The sequence below is a fragment of the Flavobacterium sp. LC2016-12 genome (assembly GCF_015351595.1).
Classification (GTDB): Bacteria; Bacteroidota; Bacteroidia; order Flavobacteriales; family Flavobacteriaceae; genus Flavobacterium.
The window spans coordinates 319,753-339,913 of the sequence record NZ_JADKPT010000001.1 but is presented as its reverse complement, the minus strand read 5'-3'; the positions used below and the strand labels follow the sequence as shown (position 1 = coordinate 339,913).

At 33.2% G+C, this 20,161-nt stretch carries 6 protein-coding genes; all 6 read left to right on the top strand.

Annotated features, from left to right (window positions below; all coding sequences use genetic code 11):
* Entirely contained in the window at positions 1-2,079 is a 2,079-nt protein-coding gene (locus IRZ99_RS01470) for a hypothetical protein (protein ID WP_194655581.1), read from the top strand.
* Positions 2,080-2,328: 249 nt separating this feature from the next.
* Positions 2,329-3,510: a hypothetical protein gene (locus IRZ99_RS01465; RefSeq protein WP_194655580.1), complete on the top strand. Its 1,182-nt coding sequence runs from the start codon at positions 2,329-2,331 to the stop codon at positions 3,508-3,510.
* Entirely contained in the window at positions 3,507-4,736 is a 1,230-nt protein-coding gene (locus IRZ99_RS01460) for a SprB repeat-containing protein (RefSeq protein ID WP_194655579.1), read from the top strand. The genes IRZ99_RS01465 and IRZ99_RS01460 overlap by 4 nt, the downstream gene beginning before the upstream one ends.
* 24 nt (positions 4,737-4,760) lie before the next feature.
* Positions 4,761-11,231 carry a T9SS type A sorting domain-containing protein gene (locus tag IRZ99_RS01455; RefSeq protein WP_194655578.1) on the top strand — a complete coding sequence of 2,157 codons (6,471 nt, stop codon included), beginning with the start codon at positions 4,761-4,763 and terminating at the stop codon, positions 11,229-11,231.
* Between the two features lie 95 nt (positions 11,232-11,326).
* Positions 11,327-13,774 (top strand): hypothetical protein, encoded by a 2,448-nt coding sequence (locus tag IRZ99_RS01450; RefSeq protein WP_194655577.1) that lies wholly within the window; start codon positions 11,327-11,329, stop codon positions 13,772-13,774.
* Between the two features lie 40 nt (positions 13,775-13,814).
* On the top strand, positions 13,815-20,159 hold the full coding sequence (locus IRZ99_RS01445; RefSeq protein WP_194655576.1) for a polymorphic toxin-type HINT domain-containing protein: 6,345 nt from the start codon (positions 13,815-13,817) through the stop codon (positions 20,157-20,159).
* The last annotated feature ends 2 nt before the right edge of the window (positions 20,160-20,161 follow it).

Below are 20,161 nucleotides of genomic sequence, written 5' to 3'. Positions count from 1 at the left end.
ATGAAGCTTAAATTTTTAATCATTCTTGTTTTTACAATAATTAAGGCTAGTTACGCACAAGAAAAAGCAGCAAAAGATTCTATTCCAGTTGATAAAAAGATTGGAATAGAGGTAATTGCCAGAGTACAAAAAGATAAAATCTTATTGCGATGGGCTGTAAACGATCCTCTTGCCTGGAAAAAGCTGAATACGTATGGTTATTTGGTTGAAAGATATACTGTAACACGAGATAATAAAACACTTCCAAAACCTGAAAAAATAGTTCTGACACAAGTTTCTAAACCCGAAGCTGTTGAATTATGGGAGAAATTAATTGATGAAAATGATAATGCCGCAATTGTTGCACAAGCTATTTATGGCGAAAGTTTTGAGGTTGGTGGCACTGATAATCTCCAATCTATTGTAAACCTTTCTCAAGAAAACGAACAAAGATTCACATTTGCATTATTCTCTGCCGATAAAGATTTTGAAATAGCAAAAAAAGCAGGATTAGGTTTTGAAGATAAAACGGTAAAGACAAATGAAAAATATGCGTACAGAGTTTCGTCAAATGTTCCTGAAGTAGAAATGCACATTGATTACGGCGGAATATTTATAGGCTTGAAAGATTATGAGCCTTTGCCAAAACCAATGGATTTCACGGCTCATTTTATGGATAAAAATGCTATGTTGAGCTGGAATTATAAAATGCTATCTCATATTTACGGAAGTTATTATGTTGAACGTTCGACAGACAAAAAAAACTTTAAAAGAGTAACAGACAAACCATACACTAGTTTAAATCAGCAAAATGAGAACAATAGTAAATTCTTTTACGCTGATTCTATTGCCAATAGTGCACAATATAGTTATAGAATTCAGGGTATTACTTCTTTTGGAGAATTAGGTCCTTATTCTGAAATAATCTCAGGAAAAGGAAAATCAATACTACAATTTGTTCCGCATCTTACAATTAAGGAATTTAAAGATGAAAAGACTGTTAACCTGATTTGGGAATTTCCTGAAGAAGGCAATGATGAGATCACTAGTTTTGAACTTAAACGTTCAGATCATGATGATGATAAGTATGTTACAGTTATAAAAAATATTCCCTCAAAAGCCAGAAACGTTGTATACAATAAGCTAAATGCTGCAAATTATTTCATTTTAACAGCAATTGGAAAAAATGGAAGTAACAAATCATCCTTTCCAATGTTAGTACAACCTGTTGACTCAATACCTCCTGCAAAACCTATTGGTCTTGAAGGTGTAATTGATAGTTTAGGAGTTGTAAAAATAAAATGGACACCAAACAAAGAAAAAGATGTAATGGGCTATCGTATCTATAAGGCGTATAATCCTAATGAAGAATACAGTCAGTTGACAATAAGTCCAAGCGAACCAAATAATTATGAAGACAAAGTAGTTATTAAAAGTTTGAATAGTAAGGTATATTATAAAGTTATCGCTGTAGACACCCATTACAATATGTCTGCGTTTTCTGAACCTTTAATTCTAAAAAAACCTGATGTAGTTCCGCCTACCTCACCTATTTTTTCTAATTACGAAATTATAGATGGATCCATTTTTCTCGAATGGATAAACAGCCAAAGTGAGGACGTGGCAATACATCAATTATACAGAAAAGAAAATGATCAAAACGACTGGTCATTACTTTATGAAACAAAAAATAAAGAAGAAAAATATCAGGACAAAACTACCGTAGAAGGGAATACTTACCACTATGCCATCTTTGCAAAAGACGAGAGCAATTTAGTATCTAATCCTTCGCCAGAAGTTGCTTTGGTTGTTCCTAAATCTTCGCTTTTAAATTCTGTAAAAGGTTTCTTTGCCCAGCCTAATAAAGTAAGCAATACCATTGATTTATCATGGGAATATTCTGATAAGAATGCTGATAATTTTGAGATTTACAAAGGCTCAGATAAAGAACCTTTACAATTAATTCAAGTTGTTACCGGCAATGTTAAACGTCTTTCAGATCCAACTATTACCATAAATACCAATTATAAGTACGGAATTAGAGCTGTCTCTAAAGATGGAAGAATGTCTAAAATGGATTTTTACACGGTAAAGTTCTAGTATATGAGCAATTTTTTACTTTTTCACGCTTTAAAAATCAAGAATAGTTAAATACTTATTCTTTCGATATTTTTATTTGTGTTCAAAAAGTTATTCGGAGGAATTATTTTTATTGAAGTATGGCGGCAAAATTACTACTTATTTGAAGGTTTTTTTTAAGAAAAGTAAAATCGTCAATGCTTCAGAGATTATAAATAAGCAATTTACATGGAATGGTTTTGCAGCTGGTACTAAATGTATTGAAAATAAATGAAAAAAATTTTACTCTTTTTAATATTACTGTCTTTAAAAAACTTTGCACAAACTACATACAGGGTTAATGTGCAAGGTGCATTGTTTAGTTGTGGCTGCTCTTCTTTAGGAGGAGAAGCGTTTAATTTGTATGACAGCAATAACAACATAATTATTCCCACAAATGCAGATTACACTAATTTTCCAAATGTTAGTTTTGAAACCAACATAAGACCTGCGAAAATAATTCATCAGGGAACATGTGAACCAACAGGTGATGATTGGTGTTATCCTTTCCCATATGGTCTAGCTTCTACTGTTGTTTTTAGCAGTGGTAGTTGTAGTTACAGTACATCTACAGATGGAGACCCGTGGGGATTAAAAGCTAATCTGCAAGAAATGAGCATAAATAACACTGGATGTATCACAACTGGTTTATCTTGCTCGGGAAGTATTGAAAGATGGGAAGTAAAAAAAGTAGGCAGCAATGTTTATGAAGCAATTCCAAACTCTAATGTGAATACGCTAACCCTACCCTATAACCAGATATATTCCGATGGTTCTGGAATTAACAAAACAACATACTTTAGGGCAAAATTTACAGGAACACAGGTCTATACATACCATCCATTTGTCTTTATTCTTTGTTCCCCAACTTTACTTAACACATCAAATCCTAACTATACATTCTGTAATTACAGTAATGGTGAAGTTCTTTTCACATTTAGCAGACCTTTAGATTCAAATAATAACGAAAAATTTCTATTCAGTCGCAATCTAGTGGGCACTGATTTATATTTCTCTTCAACATCTGCAAAGCAAGACGTTGAAAAAATCACTGATAATGTATATAAATGGAAGAACATCCCAGCTGGAACCTATAATTTCAGCTATCAAACACAATTGGGAGAAAATTCTCCATCCGAAGCTGTAAAAGATCTTTTATTTACAATTACACCAAAAGAAAAACTAAAGTTTGAAGTAACAATTTTACAGCCAGTATGTAATGACAAATTAGGCAAAATACAAATTTCTGCAACAGGAGGAAATCCACCTTACTATTATTATTTGGGAACAGAAACTATTGCAAATAAACATTCCTTCACAAGTCCATTTCTCGTACCAAATGAATTAGCCGAGGGAAATCATAAAATCACAGTAATTGACAGTAAAGATTGTATACAAAAACCAGAATTATGATAAAAAAAGTACTCTTATTTATTTTCCTTATAATTTGCTGCAATTCAAATGCACAGGAATATGGTATTTTAATAAAAACAACCTTTAGCCCATCACAAGGATGGAATGGAAGCCACGCCGGAAACCATACAATCATTTTAGGTAGTGAGCAAATTTCAAAAGGCAGTAATACTGAAAATACCGAAGTCGTAGAATATGATTTTTTCTATGTAACAGATGATCCAAATCAAATAAAGTGCAGATCATCAACAGCTGGTAATAAAAATGGGCAGGATTGCAAAATACCATTTAATCCAAATGAACAATATGTAATAATACCTTATAATAAAGATAATTTTGAAACTGCCTATTTTGGCGGATGTTTTGCTGATTCTGAAATTATAGGTCTACATATTATCGATCCTGCTACTGAAATTGATCCTGTAACTGGCCTACCAAAAACAAAAGAAACATGTCCCAGAGAAATTTTAACTTTAAAAGGAGGATGGAACTGGCAATACAAATTAGATAATGGAGGCTGGCAAAATTTTCCGGCTCAATATCAGGAAAAAAACACAATCTCTTTTTATGTAAAAGATTTAGAAGGCTATACAAATCAACAAAATATTCATTTCCGATCGGGTTATCAAACAATGTTTACAAATATAACGACGTACAAAATTGTCGGTTGTTCTCCTGATTTAGCAGTCAATCCTCCAGCGACTGGAAAAGTAAACTGTTTTGGCCAATCAACTGGCAGTGTTACGCTTGAATTTAACCCGAAACCTGAACTAAGCAGTAATGATAAATTTCTTATAACCCTTTATACAACAGACGGTACAAATGTAGCTTTCCTTGAACACATTTTTGTAAAGAAAGATGATCTTATTAATAATTCTTATACCTGGACTAATAGAAAAGCAGGTGACTATATTATAAAATACCAAACTCAAAGTCTTTCAGATGATAGTATAGAAATTGGTTCCAGCCCGGTAGTCTCATTAACATTTAAAATTGATAGTTCCAGCAAGTTTTCATATCAAGCCACTCCCGTACAACCTAAATGCAATGATGGAGATGCAGGTATTTTAATTACTCCTTCAGGGGGAACACCACCCTATTTTTACTTTTTGGATGATGGTGCTATCAGTAAAGGCTTTACAGACCCTATTGTAATTCCAATTGCTACTGACGGAAATCACAAAGTAAAAGTAATTGACAAATTTGGCTGCCTAGAAACAAAATAACCCAATTTTTAATAAAAAATATTTATGAAAAAAAATTTTATATTACTACTATTCTTTTTTGGGTTATTGGGTTACTCTCAAACAAATCCTTCAGATGTTGACAGCGAAGGGGCAAAAACCGTAAATATAAAAAGGCCGGCTGTACTTGCAATTTCAGGAAAGGCAATTGATGCAACTATTCTCAACATACCTAATGGTAAGATTGAAAACTTTCAAATTACTGGAGGTACTACGACTTACAAAGAAACTTGGACAAAAGATAATGGTAGTTTTGACACCCCAACTTCGTACAAACAATTCTTAGCAGGAGTATATATTGTTAGTGTTAGTGACGCTAATGGATGTACTGCCTCTAAAGAGTTTATTATTCAACAGCCAAAACAACTTGAGGTTATTATCGATAAACATGACTTAATCGAATGTTATGGTGACAACACCGGAACATTAACCGCTTCTGCTATAGGCGGCTATCCTTTTCTACCCGAAAATGTAATTCCAGATTATCAATACGAATGGTACGGAACGGATATAGATGGAATCAGTGAACTAGAAACAAAAAAGAATGGTAAAACTGTCTCCGGTTTAGAGGCCGGATATTATAAAGTCAAAGTATTTGACGAAGCTGGTCACAGTGCTTTCTCTAAGCCAGTATTCTTAGATTCAAATCCACAAATTAAAGCAACCGAGGTAATATCCCATCCAAAATGTTTTGGAGATAATGGAAGTATTACATTAACAATAAATGGAGGAACTGCCGGCTATAGTATCGTTTGGAAAAATGGTTCTAACAATACTATTGCCAATACACCGGTTGTTAACAATAATGGTGTTTATACCTCGACTATTAGTGTTCCTTCCGGATCATATTCTTATACTATTACCGATGCTTTAAAATGTGATCTATTAAGTCCAGAAGATAAACCTTTATCAATTAACACTGCACCAGATGAATTAATAATTGTAAAGACAGAAAGAATCCAGCCAACAAGCAAAACAGCTAAGGATGGACAAATAACCGTTACAGTTCAGGGAGGAACTCCAAACAATGGAAAATATACGTATACATGGACAAAGGGCGGAGATCCATTTACTACCAATACAAATGATTCTGGAGTAACTACTGGCTTAGAAAACGGAGTATATATAGTTACTGTAACCGATGCTAATAATTGTTTTAAAGCTTCTGAAAAAATTGTTTTAGATGCTTTAAATGTAACCATCACAAAACTTACAGATGTGAACTGCTATGGTGAAAAAACAGGTAGTTTGATTGCTGAAGCGACAGGTGGAAATGGATCTACTTATTTTTACAATTGGTATGAAGTGAATGGTCCTGATGTAACTGATCTTAAAATAGATACTAAAACAATTAATAGCCTTGCGAAAGGGACCTATAGAGTTGAAGTCAAAGATAACAAGAATAATATAATCTACGTATTTGCAGAGGAGACTATTAATGCCCCAGATACCCCTCTTGAGGCTACAAATAGCTTTTCATCAATTTCTTGCTTTGGAGCAAAAGATGGAAAAGCGACCATAACAGCTAAAGGAGGAAGTCCAAATTATACTTATACCTGGAAAAAAGACGGTTTATCTTTTGATTATACGACAAACAGCAGTGTAACACTTGAAGCAGGCGATTATACAGTAACAGTTACTGATGCGAAAAGTTGTACGGCTACAGTTTCTTTTACGATTATTGAACCTAAAATAATTGAAATTCCGACCCCCACAATAACAAAAGTTTTAATAAATGGGCAAAGTACCGGAGCAATTTCAATTGCGGCCGCGACTGGAGGTACAGGAACGCTTAAATATAAGTGGACTTCAAGCACTACTATTCCATCTCCCTCTGACACAAAAGATATTAGCGGACTTAAAGCCGGCGACTATACTCTAACTGTAACGGATGCTAACTCTTGTAGTGAAAGTAAAATTTTTACCGTTGAAGAGAATCCTGTGCTAAAAGTGGAACTAAAAGAAAGTTCTTCCATCCAATGTTTTGGAAATTCAGATGGAGAAATAACAGCCGAAGTTAGTGGAGGAGTTAAAGAATACACGTATAAATGGTTTAAGTATATTGACGACAAATTTGTTGATATTCCTGGTACAATTAATACGATTCCAGAAAAAGAAACTGGAAGATATAAAGTAATTGTATCCGATCAGGTTGGCGCGATAACAAGTGCGGAAATTACGCTTTCACAACCAGATCCGCTTAAAATTACATTTGATTCCGCTGTAAATATTTTATGCTATGGAGAAAATACTGGAGCAATTAAAATCAAGGTTGAAGGCGGAATTCCAAATAACGGAAATTATACCTATTCGTGGACAAAAGTTGAAGACTCTAATTATACAGCAACTACAGATAATTTATCGGCAATTTATGCAGGAACTTATAATCTTTTAGTTACTGATAAAAACAAGTGTACAACTGAACTGAAAGACATTAAAATTACTCAGCCAAACGCTCCATTAGCTATAGAAACTATTACTGAAAAGAACTTAACGGGTTTCGAAACCCAAAATGGTATTCTTGCTGTTGAAGGAAGCGAAGGAGCCGGCACTTATACGTATGCATGGAGATTAAAAGGAAGTTCTGACGTAATTGCCACTACAAACAGAATAGATAAGCTCCCAATTGGAACTTATGTGGTTACTGTCATAGATAAAAACAATTGTTCTGTAAACAAAGAATATAACTTAACACAGCCAGATCTATTAGAAATTAAAAGTATTGAAATGGCACAAAACACTCAGGTAAAATGTTATGGTGATAAAACTGCAGAATTAACCGCAACTGTTATTGGAGGAGTTCCTGATTACATTTACAAATGGTATAATGTTTTAGCTCCAACAGATATATTATCAACAACAAAAACAGTTCATAATTTAGGTGCCGGAAAATATATTGTTGCTGTTACAGATCAAGAAAGCAACATATCATATGGAATAAATGAATATACTATTACTCAGCCTGACCCATTGGCAATAACTAATATTAAAACAGATGTTTCCTGTAAAGGCGGAAACGATGGAACAATAAGTCTAACACTAACGGGAGGTTCTTCCGATTATAGTATTATATGGAATTACGATTCGGCAAATAATAACGGAAAAACCAATATTACTGGTCTTCCAGCCGGCACTTACACTGTGATGGTATCAGATAATAATGCCGTAAACTGTTCAATTAATAAAACAATTACAATTACAGAGCCAACAGATGATTTAGTAATCGCTAGCGATAATGTACAAAATGCGTCTGGATTTGGCTTGAGCAATGGAAAAATAGTCGTTCAAATTTTTGGTGGAACTCCAGCTTATACATATAAATGGTTTAAAAACAACGTAGAAATTACAGGTCAAACCACAGCTGTTTTAGACAATCAATTAGCTGGAGCATATAAAGTAATTGTAACCGACAGCAAAAATTGTACTGCTGAAAAACCATTTACTATTACAGAACCATTAGAGCTTAAAGTGTCTATCGCAATCGCAAAAACCATTGATTGTTTTGACGGATCAGGTATTTTAAGAGCACTAGCTACTGTTGGAACTGGTGTGCCAACTGCACAAGGATTTTATACTTACAAATGGTACAGAGAAAATGGTACTTTAATCAATACAACCGTAGATTCACAAGCAACAACAGGAAACATTCCAAAAGGTAAATACTATGTAACTGTTATTGATTCAAATGATAATCAGACAACTTCTCCTTTGTTTGAAATTACACAGCCTACACAAATTATTGTTACGATGGCGAATAAACAAAATGTTACATGTTATGACGGATTTGATGGAGTCGCTGAAATTAATGTTGTTGGAGGTACTCCGGATATTGTGGCAGGAGCTCCTGTATATACCTATTTGTGGAGTAACGGAAGTACTGCTAAAAACCAGTACACCTTAAGAAAAGGGATTTATTCTGTTACGGTTTATGATGGAAATTTATGTGTAGGAACTTTAAATAATATTGTAATAGATCAGCCTCAGGATTTCGGATTTGATTTAGATAAAATTGTACCAACTATTCCAACTGCTGGAAATAGTAACGGTGCACTTCATATTGAAATCGTTGGCGGAGTTGCACCTTACAGATACGTATGCAAAGACAGCAACGGAACTATTATCAAAGATGTACCAAATTCAACTTTAAAACAAGTTGATTTTACAAATCTTGCTTCAAGCATCTTTACGGTTTCTGCAACTGATGCAACCGGATGTACAAAATCAACAGAATTTGATTTTAATAATAATGTATTAGAAATTAGCATCACTCAATCGGCCGAAATCACTTGTAACAATGGAAAGAACGCTTCCATAACTGCAGTTGTGAACGGAGGATTTGGTATAAGAACTATTTCCTGGTATAAAAATGGAGCAAAGATTCCAAACGAATCCAGTGCATTATTAAACAATCTTGAAATTGGAACCTATTATGCTGTTGTAAAAGATTTTAATAAAGTAGAAGTTACCAGTAAATCAATTGTCATTAATCAACCAGATCCAATTGTAGTAACAAATACACAAAAAAATGTAAGCTGTTTAGGCTACAACGATGGTACCATTACTTTAACGGCCACAGGTGGAAGCAATAGTTTTCAATATCGCTACAAATCACAAGATTCCGGATATGGCAATTGGATAGCATTTGATAATTTAACTGCCGTCATTCCTAATTTAAAAGCAAACACTTACGATATACAAGTGCAAGACAATAAAGGCTGTAATTATACATCGATTGTGAATGTTAAAATTACAGAACCAAAACAACTTCTAATTAGTCAAAATATAATTATACCTGCAACAGGTTTTGGCCTTTCTAACGGAAGTATCAATATCACTGTTCAAGGAGGAACTTCAGCCTATAATTACCAATGGTTTACAAGTGCAAATATTCAAGTAACAGGAACTACTTCAACAGCATCAAATTTAGCCGCAGGTAAATATTATGCTGTTGTTACAGATGCAAAAGGCTGTTCTGTAACGTCAGAACTTTACGAAGTAAAACAACCTTCATTGTTAGTGGTTAAGATAACTCCAGTTAACGCTGTTTTATGCAACAGCGATAAAAATGCAAGTCTTAGAGCAAATGCTTCTGGCGGTCTTCCGGGTTATACTTACAAATGGTTTTCTGTTCCGGGCAATGGTGTGTTAGGAACAAATATAACATTAGGAAATCTAGGGATCGGAACTTACTATGTTGAGGTAACGGATACTAAAGATAACGTTTCAAAGAGTGACTTATTTACAATAATTGAACCTCAAAAAGTAGACAATACTCTTTCTGCGGATTATACACTTTGTGGCGATGGAAAGGATTGGACTATTACGTCTGCACCAACTGGCGGAACAAAACCTTATCGTTACTTATGGAATACCGGAGCAACTACCGAAGTTTTAACAAATGCAGCTCCAGGAAATTATTCTGTAACTGTTACCGATTTTAACGGTTGTAGCATAACTAAATCTATTTCTTTTGTCGCACCGCCTCACTTAGACGCTTCAGAAACAATTAAAATGCCTACCTGTTATCTTGGTTCTGATGCAAAAATTGTTGTAACTCCAATTGCTGGTACTGCTCCATATACTTATTTATGGAATACTGGTGAGAAAACAAACATCTTAAACAATGCATCTGCTGGCAAATATTCAATAGAAATTACAGATTTTAGAGGTTGTAAAATAACCAGAAATTATACCGTTATAGACCCTCCAAAAGATGTCATTTACCTGGGTGAAGATGTTACACTTTGCTATGAACAAAGCCTAACTATAAATGCCTCTATAGATGATGATAAAGCAACTTATTTATGGACTTCAGATAAAGGTTTCAAAAGTACAAATCCAATTATTACAGTTTCTCAGCCTGCTGATTATACAGTGGTTGTAACAAATAAATTAGGTTGCCAGGCAACAGATACCATTACCATATCAAGTCAGGAATCGGCAATTAGTTCTGAGTTTGCCATGTCTTCACAGGTATTTGTAAATGAGAAATTCATCATAGTGGATATCAGTAATCCAAAGGCAGATAATATTAAATGGAAATTGCCTCCAGAAGCAGTTGTAACAATGAATAATGGAGATTATGCCGAAATGAGTTTTACGAAAGCAGGCGAATACGACATTACATTGAATACAGAAAAAGGAAGATGTACGGCTTTTCAAACCAAAACAATTTTGGTTACAGAAGGAGAATATGTAGATCCGGATGATACTGATTTACAGAAAAAATTCGACCTGAAAGTTTATCCAAATCCTTCTAACGGATTATTTACTGTCGATGTAACATTAGACAAAATAATGCCTGCCAGTATAAAAGTGTATAACCTAAATAATAATGTAGTAATTGCTTCCAGAAGTGAAAATGGAAAAGATGCGTATTCATTCAACTTTAATATAAGCGGACTTTCATCAGGAATTTATTTTGTACTATTTGAATCTCAGCAAGGAAGTAAAGTGAGAAAATTAATTATACAATAAAATCCATTCATTAAAACAAAAAGTGAATATTTTAATAAAACAGCTCGAAATATAAGGTCAGTCCTTCCCTATTTCATTGTCCCGAATTTATCATAATGAATTTAAAAAAAATATTATTTTTTAGCATAATATTGTGTAACACTCTAGGATTTGCGCAAAATTTCAATGTTGAAGAATTAGGAAAAAACAAACTAATAAATGTCTCCGGTGGTGCTTCTGCCAACGGAGTATTTTATTCTGGAAATGCAGCCAGAGAGCCTTTTACCTATTTCTTAAACGGAAATATTAATGTGAACGTAGCAGGTTTATATAATATCCCTTTTTCATTTTCGTATACCAGTCAAAAATTTGGTTATAACAAACCGGTTCTTATGAATCGTTTGAGTATCCATCCTTCCTACAAATGGATTACCGCGCATATTGGAGATGTTAGTATGACTTTTTCCCCTTATACTTTAGCAGGACATCAGTTCACAGGACTGGGTGTTGATTTAACACCGCAAGGCAAATTTAAAATTAGTGCAATGTACGGTCGTTTGGTTAGAAGCAGTGAATATGATGTAATAAATACTGAACTAGTTCCTACCTACAAAAGAATTGGTTATGGATTTAAAACACAATATTCGTTAGAAAAAGTAAATCTTGGACTTTCTTTTTTTAAGGCCAAAGATGAGATGAATTCATTATCAACTCCGATCCCATATGAACTAGGCGTTTCTCCAAAAGATAATGCTGCAATTAGCTTTGAAACCTCTTTTAAATTATTTAAAAAATTACAGGTTTTAACCGATTTTGCAAATAGCAGTATTACAGAAGACACCAGAGTTACTGAAAGCAAAAAAGCTGAAAATATTGCCTCTATGTTTTTAAATTCTAATTCAACAACGGCGAGTTATAAAGCTTTAAAAGGACAATTGATATATCCTGCCGGAAAAGGAACTTTAGGTTTAGGCTACGAACGAATCGATCCTAACTACAGAACATTAGGAGGTTATTATTTTAATAATGATTTAGAAAATGTGACCGTTAATGCTTCTCAGACATTATACAAAGACAAATTAAGCTTAAATCTGAATTTAGGATTACAGAAAGACAATCTTGACAAACAAAAACAAAGTCAGATGAAAAGACTGGTGTCGTCTATTAGCGCCGATTTCAGGGCTAATCAAAAATTAAATTTTAATCTTAATTACTCTAATTTTCAATCGTATACCAATAGCAGAAATCAATTTGATTACATTAATCAAACCTCAGACTATGATTATTTAGACACCTTAAATTTCAGACAAGTCAATCAAAATGCTGCTATTACAGTAAATTATCTTCTAAAAAATGATAAAAGACAAAAACAAGCTTTCAATGCTACTTTCAGCATGCAGGACGCCGTAAATCAGCAAGAAGGAAAAACAATTGCTGGTGGGGCAAGTACCTATTACAATACAGGACTTTCATACATTATTGGTTACCCCAAAAAAGACCTTAATCTAACAGCTTCTTTCAATAGTACAATTGGAAAATTGGATGTTGGTGATAATTTAATACTGGGGCCAACGATTGGTGCTACGAAATTATTTTACGACAAAAAATTAAACACCTCTTTTTCTACCAGTTATAATACCAGCTTTAATAATGGCGATAAAGTAAATGATGTTTTTAATATCCGTTTAAATGGATCATATATTTACATGCAAAAACACAATATGGGGTTTAATGTTATATCATTATTTAGCAGCTCTCAAACTGTTAGAAATAATGATTTGACAGCCACTATATCCTACACCTATTCTTTCGATAAAATAAAATTACGTCCTAAACAAATCGAAGAAAAAGGAGAAATTACAGCACCGGAAACGCCAGATAATATTCTGAAAATTTCTTCTAAAGATGTTGTTTTAGAAGGCACAAAAAGTGAAATCATTTCTAAACTGGAAAAGCTTCAAAACAACTTAAGACCTTTACCTGAAGCAGAATTAAAAAAATTGGACAAACTTTTAGATATCGTCAGAATGACTTTAGACGATAAAGAATTCAAAGAAAAAGTATTGGATTATCTTGATTTGTATAATACTAACAAGGAAATGATTTCCCAATATAATAGCTTGCTCTTTGCTATTGTTCAGAAATTAAATCGCGAAATAACTGCAAAAGACGAAAGTATTGAACAAGTATATGTGGCCGCAATTGGCCGTGTCAATACAGATAAAATGCATGGAGTCAGTATCGAAGATGCTAAAGATAAAGTAGCTTACAACAGGTATATGAAATTAGTGGTAAGAAGTGAAAAAAGCGAAAAACAGCTAGTCAATCACAGATGGATGATGAAAGAATTTGCTTTTCTTGCCACGTTACCAAAAAGCGAATTGCAGCATAACGAATCAATGGCTGCTTTCAGTAAACAGGAAGTCAATTTATTCTTTGATTTAATTAACGATAAAAAAACTGCCGTAGAAATCAGCAGTCAATTAGAAGAAAAAATGATTCCATTTTACCATCAGTTGGCAGTCGAAAAAGCAGTAAATGATTCTATTGAATTCAAATATTAAGAGGAAGATTTTAAAGTATAATAGTTATAAAAACACCCAAATGCTAAAAAAAATACAATTTCAACTATTTCTAACCCTTGGAGTTTGGCTTTCGGTAATAGTTTCTGGTTTAGCACAAACCTTTCCGGTCACTATAAGCACACAGATCACACAGCCTTCACCTATCTATTTAAATAATTATGCCGATGCGACGACTATTAATAGTCCTGTCAAAGTGCAGATTATCTTAAATGATTTAACTATTTCTAATCGTCAAATTCGATTAAAATGTTATTTCCAGGGACAATCTATTTCGTTAATGACAAACGATTTTGTGGTTGGGGCACATGATCTTTTTCTGGAAGGTGGAGTACCGCTTCAGTTGACAAATGTAGATTTAGCACCCTATTTTCAATATCAGAATCTTCTTGGAGTTAATCCAAATCAATACGCACAGGCACTTCCTGAAGGAATTTATACTTTTTCTGTTGAAGTTTATGACTTTGCAACCAATAAAAAACTTTCGAAAAAAACCAGTGTAACCACTATCATTTTCCAAAATGATCCACCATTTTTAAATCTGCCTTTGAACAATGCTTCAATAATGCAGCAGAACATTCAAAACATTATTTTCAGCTGGACACCCCGTCAGATCAATGTTAGTAATGTAGAATATGAATTTTCATTAGTAGAAATCTGGGATAAATATACGCCCGTTCAAAATGCTTTTGCTTACACACCTCCACTTTATACAACAACTACACGTTCTACAACGCTTCAATATGGCATTGCTGAACCACAATTAATTCCGGGAAAAAAATATGCCTGGAGAGTAAAAGCTAAAGCACTTTTAGGCGCAGAAGAAATTGGTGTTTTCAAAAATAATGGATATAGCGAAATTTATTCTTTTGATTACGAAATATTTTGTACTGCTCCGCTGGCTATCAATGTAGAAGGAATCAGTGAAAATCAAGCTAAAATATCCTGGTCAGGAAGTATCGATAACTTTGATTATCAAGTAAATTATCGGGAAAAAAATGCGGATTCGGACTGGTATAAAGTAGTTACTCCAAGAGAAAACCTCACCATCACCAATCTTAAACCAAATACGACTTACGAATTTACTGTAGGAGCATCTTGCGATGTTGGAAAATATACTCACAGTATTGCTAAAGAATTTACAACACTGGTTAGAGACGAAATCGCTTTTCAGGGATGCGGTATAAAACCAGATCCAGCAGATTTAACAAACACTACGCCACTGAAAGAGCTTTTACCTAATGATGTTATCGCAGCGGGAGATTTCCCTATTGTAGTTTTACATGCAACTGGAAGCAACGGAACTTTTTCTGGTGATGGCTATGTAACGCTTCCTTTTATCGAAAAATTTAGACTGCTTATTGATGCAGCTGATGCAATTATTGCACAAAACGCAGAAGATAAAGCAGAAAATGAAAAAAGTGCTAAAGTAAATATAAGTGAAAACACTCGTATCAGGATTACATTCAATAATATTGGTTTAAATACTGATTTTAAACTGATTTCTGGAGAGATTATCGCTGCTTATGATCCAAAATGGAGCAGTATGGCTGATCTTGATGGTGTATTCAATGATGTCTTGGGTGATGCCGGAAATGTTATAAATCACGATATACAATATACTATAGAATCTGTAGTAAAAAATGAAGATGGCAGTATTACTATTAAAGGTCCTAATGGCATAGAAACCAAAATTGACAAAACGGTTAATGATATCATTATTACAGATAAAGATGGAAAACAATATGCCGTTCCTGCTAATGCTCCTACAGGAGAAATTAAACAAACAGGACAATTGGCTCCAGGTGGTATTCCGACTTCTAAAAATACAAATGGAATGGGATCTGGCGGCGATGTTGCTGAGATTTCTTCTTCAGATGTGAATGTAATTTTCTCTAAAGGAGGTGGTAAATATTCATTTGATACAGCTCCAACATCCGAAAATGGAAGTCTGACCAAAACCTATCAAACAATACCGAAAAAAGGTGGTGGTACTTATAATGTAAATTATAAAGCAATATCAGACAATCCTAATACTGATGTTGTAGTAGCAACAGTCGATTTCAAAAACGGAAAAACGAAGAAGGATCTTGTCTTTAAAACTCAAAATGGTACCGCAATAGACAGTACTCAAATTGTATGGAAAGATAATGTTGCAACGTTAACCTTGAAAAAGACATTAGATTTTGCTAAAGAAACAATCATTGCAACAGTAAAACCTGCAACTCCAAAAGATCCTAAAGAAGGTGCTGGAAAATATGATATTGCAGGTACGATGGATTTGTGGCATTTAACGAATAAAAAGGTAAATTTGACTTTGGTAAGGGTTAATAATGCAACAATTCCAAACGATGCTCAATCTCAGCTAAATGCTATTTATGAGCCTGCAGGAGTAACATTTAATGTTAATATCATAGATGTAACTTTAGACAACACTTGGGGTGAAAGTATTGAAACCAGCGAAAGTAGTTTATTAGCTACTTATACGCCAGAACAACAACAGATAACCGCAAACCTAAAACTAAAATTGGGTGCAGATTATAAAAAAGATACCTATTATGTAATTTATACTGATACTCCATCAGACAAATCTAATATACTAGGTTTCATGCCATTGAAGCGTCAATATGGTTTTATATTTAATAAAGTCAATATCGTTCGCACATTAGCACACGAATTAGGCCACGGTGTTTTTGGATTACAACATCCTTTTACAGAATATAACACTTCTACAACAACTGATCTCTTAATGGATTATGGTACTGGTGTATTAGTAAGTCATAATGACTGGCAGGTTCTTCATGCTCCTGGATTACAATTGTATCCTTTTATTCAGGGGGATCAAGAAGGCGAAAGTTACTGGACTGTTCTTGATGACAGATTTTTAAATTTAGACAAAGATCCGAAAGACAAGACAAAAGGTAGTTTTTCTTTTCTTTCTTATCATGGAGAAATTGTAACTTTAAATAAGGCAAATTTAGACCATATCCTTTTTAATTATGGCACAAGTGACTATCAATCAAGCGGTACACAAGCGCCAGGTATTCTTCAAAGTTTTATCATTAATACAAATGGTCTAAAAAATTTATATAAAATAGATCTTCAAGATGGTAAATACAAAGATGAAAAAGGAACACCTTATGTCTTTCCAGATATAAAACCAGCAATGATAGATGGAGTTATAGCATTTGTGCCTTGTGGTGCTGATGGTAAAACTTATAAATTTAAAAAATCAAATTTATCAACTTATTCAAATGCAAATGCAAAAGCAAGTTTAACTGATATTGATAAATTTCCATTTGTTCCTTTTTCTGTAAATAATCAAGCTTTAGAATCAGGAGGAATAAAAATATCTCAATCATTTGTATTATCTGATAATGAATCACGCTGGAGTTATGATCAGGACACTGCAGAGATGACTAAAAACTATTGCGAAAAGCCTGAATTGTTTTACATTTTAAAAATTGCGCAAATACGAAAAAACTATCCTGAAGCGTTTGACAAATTTACAAATACAACTCAATGGGAAAACCCAACAAATACAACTGTTACTGTTCCAACTGGGTCAATGACAATGGTACCTTCTGGCAGCAGTTATACAATAACTTATGTTTGGGCAAATTATCTAGCCGAAAATACTGCTTTACAAACAGATTATAAAAATAAAACCAATCTTGAAAATTATTTCAAAGTAATGTATCAGCAATTTAGTAAACATATCATATCTTCAAACAAAGATAATGATGCGTTTTGGAGCAAATTGGATACAAATACTTCAATCGATGCTATCCTTTCCCAAGTGAAAAATGAAAGTATTGTTGAATTAGAAAAGAAAGATATTCAAAAGAAAATAATTGCTATAAAAACAATACAATCAAATTCGATTGTAAATGAATTTCATGAAGAAGCTTTATTGAAGTTATTTGAAAGTACAACTCCTACGCAAGGTCAGGCAATACTTGATTTTTTAGTAACTAAATATGATGGCCCTTTAGGAAAAGAACCGTATTTGAAATCACTCTTATACGATATTGATAATAAATACCTATTTTTTGGAGATGATAACAGAGCCGTATTTGTAAATAATCTTATAAAAATTTGGAAAAACGTCAAAAAAACTGAAATTGAAGACTTAAAAACATTATTTAATAAAGACGAATTAACCTCAAAAGAAGTTAATACAATTCTAAAATTAACAATAAATTATAATTACAAATCAATATATGATCGCTTCTTTACCCACTTAAAGATGTCCGCTTCTCCAGGTGCAGGAATTACAGATACATATATTAAAACAAATGCCAAATATACGGCTGAAACTGGTAAAATAAATGTAGAGACATTATTAGCACTAGGATTCATCTCTATGTCAGATTTAAAAAAACCTGTCGATTTAGATCCTTTTCAGCCAATAATATTTACTAACAATACAACTTTATCAGCTTTTAATGAAGTTACTGAGTCTAAAGAAAATATGTATCTACCAGCATTTATCGTTTATTATGCTGATAAGGAAGCAACAGGACAAACCGTTTCTGATATAGCGCAAACAGCTGTTGATGTGGCCACTTTGGTAATCCCTGGAGCTCAGCTTACTACTCTCGGTAAAGTGCTGTTTTATGCAGATAAAATTAGCTCCGTTACCAGCATTACTGCAAGAGCAACAGCTGATAATAATCCGGAATTTAGTAAAGTTGCCGGTTTGATAAGTCTATTTACAGGTGTCGCCTCTGCTTCGACAATGGTTATGAAACCTAGTTTACTTAAAGTTGATAATTATACTAATATTTTAGATGCAGTAAATAATTCATCTAATATCGCTACAATTGCGAAAGATGATCGTTTATTAATTCAGGGTTTCTTACAAGAATCTAAAGCCACATTAGTTACTGAAAGTAAATTTGATGGTGCAATGTCTGTAAAATTTGAAAATGCAATGGGTAAATTAGGTTTAGCCATAAATATTACCAGCAAAGAAACTATGATATCAAAATTAGTATCAAAATTTCCGAAACTAGAGAAGATATTCGCAAAAACTAAAAATCAATTAACATTTGATAATGCTACTGGTCTTCTAAAATATAATGGTAAAACAATAGCGAATGTTACATCTAATGCTGAAGATGCAATTCTAACTGCTCAAAAGGTGGCAAATATTGATCGAACAGCCTCTAACATGGAAGAATTTACAGAAGAAGCAGCAATATACTGTAAAGGAGGAAATTGTGATTTAGTTCTAGGAGCTTGCTTTACAGGGAACACTTTAATAAAAACTAAAAAAGGGTTAATTCCAATTCAGGATATTAAAGAGAATGACGAAGTTTGGTCATATAACGAAAAAACTAAAACAAATCGTTGGAGTACTGTAGTACAGAAAGTAAATCTAGCGACTAAAAAGTTATATCAGGTTGTAGTAGGAAAAGATACCTTACAAGCTACATCAGAACATCCGTTCTTTACTAAAAAAGGCTGGATGAATGCCAATTTAGTTACCAAAGGAATGATGGTACTTTTAGCTAATGGTACATGGGGGAACGTAGAAGCCAATATTGCAAAAGATACTACTGCAACTGTATACAACATAGAAGTATTACCTGCCCATACTTTTTACATTGGTAATGAACAGGTATTGGTTCACAATGGTTTTGATTGTTTTAAGCAAAGATTTAAAAACTTAGCAAATGCATCAGATGATTTCTTTGAGGATTTTAAAGATAATTTAGAAATACTAGGTAAATTTGACAGTGGGGAATTAAATTATCCTGCATGGCAAATACTAAATAAGGAAACTTTAGCTTTAAGAACTAATATTGACGAATTAAAATTAGTTTCTAAAAATTTAGATGAAATTAAGAATGCTGGGGGATATCTAAAGTGGAAGGCTCTAAAAGGATTAGGACCGCAAATCACAAAGTTCAACAAAAAATTTATTGATTATATAAATCAATTTGATAATACTGCAACAAACCCTGATAAACATAATAAAGTATGGCGAGTTATGAGAGATGAACAATTAATGTCAAATCCAATCGTTGCAAAAAGTGAAACAGGACTAACTAAAGCAGGTAAACCATATACTATAGATGGACATGTTAGAAATGGAAGCGATGAAAGAACTATAACTCCTTATATCTCAAGTTTTACAAATAAGGAAGAGGCATTAGCTTATGCCTTAAACGACAATGGTAAGAAAGTTGTTGAAATTGATTTAACAAAAATTAACGGAAAATATATAGATCTATCAAATGAAAGTATAAGAAAATTTTTTTTAGGAGGACCAAGAGTACAAGGCTACGCAAAAAAATCTTTTGAATTTTTAATCATTATTGACGAAATTCCAACTACAGCTTTTAAAATTATAAACTAAAT

Bases quoted from the DNA above. Each gene is read 5' to 3' on its own strand.
- IRZ99_RS01470 (WP_194655581.1), top strand. From the start codon at position 1: ATGAAGCTTAAATTTTTAATCATTCTTGTTTTTACAATAATTAAGGCT.
- IRZ99_RS01455 (WP_194655578.1), top strand. From the start codon at position 4,761: ATGAAAAAAAATTTTATATTACTACTATTCTTTTTTGGGTTATTGGGT.
- IRZ99_RS01465 (WP_194655580.1), top strand. From the start codon at position 2,329: ATGAAAAAAATTTTACTCTTTTTAATATTACTGTCTTTAAAAAACTTT.
- IRZ99_RS01460 (WP_194655579.1), top strand. From the start codon at position 3,507: ATGATAAAAAAAGTACTCTTATTTATTTTCCTTATAATTTGCTGCAAT.
- IRZ99_RS01450 (WP_194655577.1), top strand. From the start codon at position 11,327: ATGAATTTAAAAAAAATATTATTTTTTAGCATAATATTGTGTAACACT.
- IRZ99_RS01445 (WP_194655576.1), top strand. From the start codon at position 13,815: ATGCTAAAAAAAATACAATTTCAACTATTTCTAACCCTTGGAGTTTGG.